Genomic DNA, 1,632 nt, shown 5'->3' on the forward strand with positions numbered 1-1,632 from the left:
TCAGACTGTCGACAAACAGGGGTATTTCCAAATTTAACATCTTGGATTTACTTCTGTTTTTTTATACTTCCTTTGTTTTATGACGGTTTTAAAGAAAAACAAACAGCTTTTACGCTGCTTTCCAATCCCATATTGCCATCTTTTTTATATTCATTGTCGCAAAAACTAGTCTTGTTTCGTCCAAGACTTTTTTTATTCCTTTATATCTTGTGAACCGCAATCCATGTTTTTCTTTCGCATCTGCGAATACACGCTCTATTGTTTGACTTCTCTGTGGATAATATCGTTTCCAATATTCCGTTAGGCGTATCCGTTCTGCTTCATCTAGACTTTCCTGCCATATATGTTTTACCACTGTCTTTGTATTTGATGTCCTGCTTAGACATTTTTCTCTCAATGGGCATGCATCACATTCCTGTTTTTCACTTCGATAGGTTATATATCCTGTTTTTCTGTCTATTCCTCTTGGCGTCAATATACAGCCTTGTGGTCCATGGAATACATCTGCCGCCTTATCATATTCAAAATCTTTCTTACCATATTTTGTTGCGTTTTCTTCATTGTTCTTTTTCCCCTTTGGTCTTGTATAGGGCATCAGCGGGGTTACTCCGCTTTCTATTATTTCCTTTGCTACTGCCGGCGTTTTATATCCTGCGTCGATTCCGATTGCCCTTATTCCTTTTGCTCCTCCGACCCCATACTTCTCTACCGTTGCTTTATACACCTCATGGAATGTCGTGCTGTCATGCAGATTTGCCGGTACGATCCCTGTGTTTAATATGAACCCGTTGATATCACATACGGTCTGTGCTAAATATGCTATCTGTAATTCGTGCTCACCTTTTAAAAAAATCCCTGCTTCGCTGTCGGTTTCACTTTTCTTGATCTCTTTCTCGCCCAGCTGTATTTCTTTAGGCTTTCTGAAGCCAAGTCGCTCACACTCTTCATCAATTTCTCTGTTTAATTCTTCCTGATAATTTTTCCGTGTTTCTTCCACCATCTGTTTTGTCACTTTTTTCTTATTTGCATTTGCTTTTATATGTGTGCTGTCCATATAAATATGCCCCGGATATATGTAGCTGCGTTTCATTGCCTGCTCAATTACTTCATCAAATAATACAGCGAAGATACTTTTCTTTTCGATAATATTTCCTTTGTCATCTTTGATTTCGATTTCTTTTGAAAATTTCCTTGTATATGTTTTTGAAAAATCTGAAAAATGCGGTGTCTTTTCTTCTAATCCATATCCTAAAAACCACTTGATTGCTAAATTCACCTGTGCTTCTGCACATGTTCTCCTCATACTGTGGAATCCATATAATTTATCAATAAATGCCAGTTTTATCAAAACAACAGGATCAATACTTGGCCTTCCTGTTTTGCTGTACATATCTTCCACATATGGATATAAAAATGAGAAATCTATAACTTTATCTATCTTTCTTAACAGATGATCTGAAGGTACTAAGTCTTCTAGTATTACAACACTTACTTCATGCTGTTTTTGATTGGTTTTTGTAAGCATTTCAGCACTTCCTTTTCTTACTTATATTATACCATTTTCCTTATCATCTTTTCTGTATATATTAAAAAGACCATCAACTAACTCATTTGAGTTTGTCGACAGTCTGA

Annotated in this window: 1 protein-coding gene; it reads right to left on the bottom strand. The window is 36.2% G+C overall.

Going from position 1 to position 1,632, the window contains the following annotated elements:
- Positions 1-109 precede the first annotated feature (109 nt).
- Entirely contained in the window at positions 110-1,525 is a 1,416-nt protein-coding gene (locus ACESSZ_RS16400; RefSeq protein WP_412272617.1) for an IS1182 family transposase, read from the bottom strand.
- Positions 1,526-1,632: the final 107 nt, after the last annotated feature.

This window comes from Eubacterium sp. 3_1_31 (genome assembly GCF_964249515.1).
Taxonomy (GTDB): Bacteria; Bacillota_I; Bacilli_A; order Erysipelotrichales; family Erysipelotrichaceae; genus Longicatena; species Longicatena caecimuris.

Coding starts and splice junctions, on each gene's coding strand:
- ACESSZ_RS16400 (WP_412272617.1), bottom strand. CDS start 1,525: ATGCTTACAAAAACCAATCAAAAACAGCATGAAGTAAGTGTTGTAATA.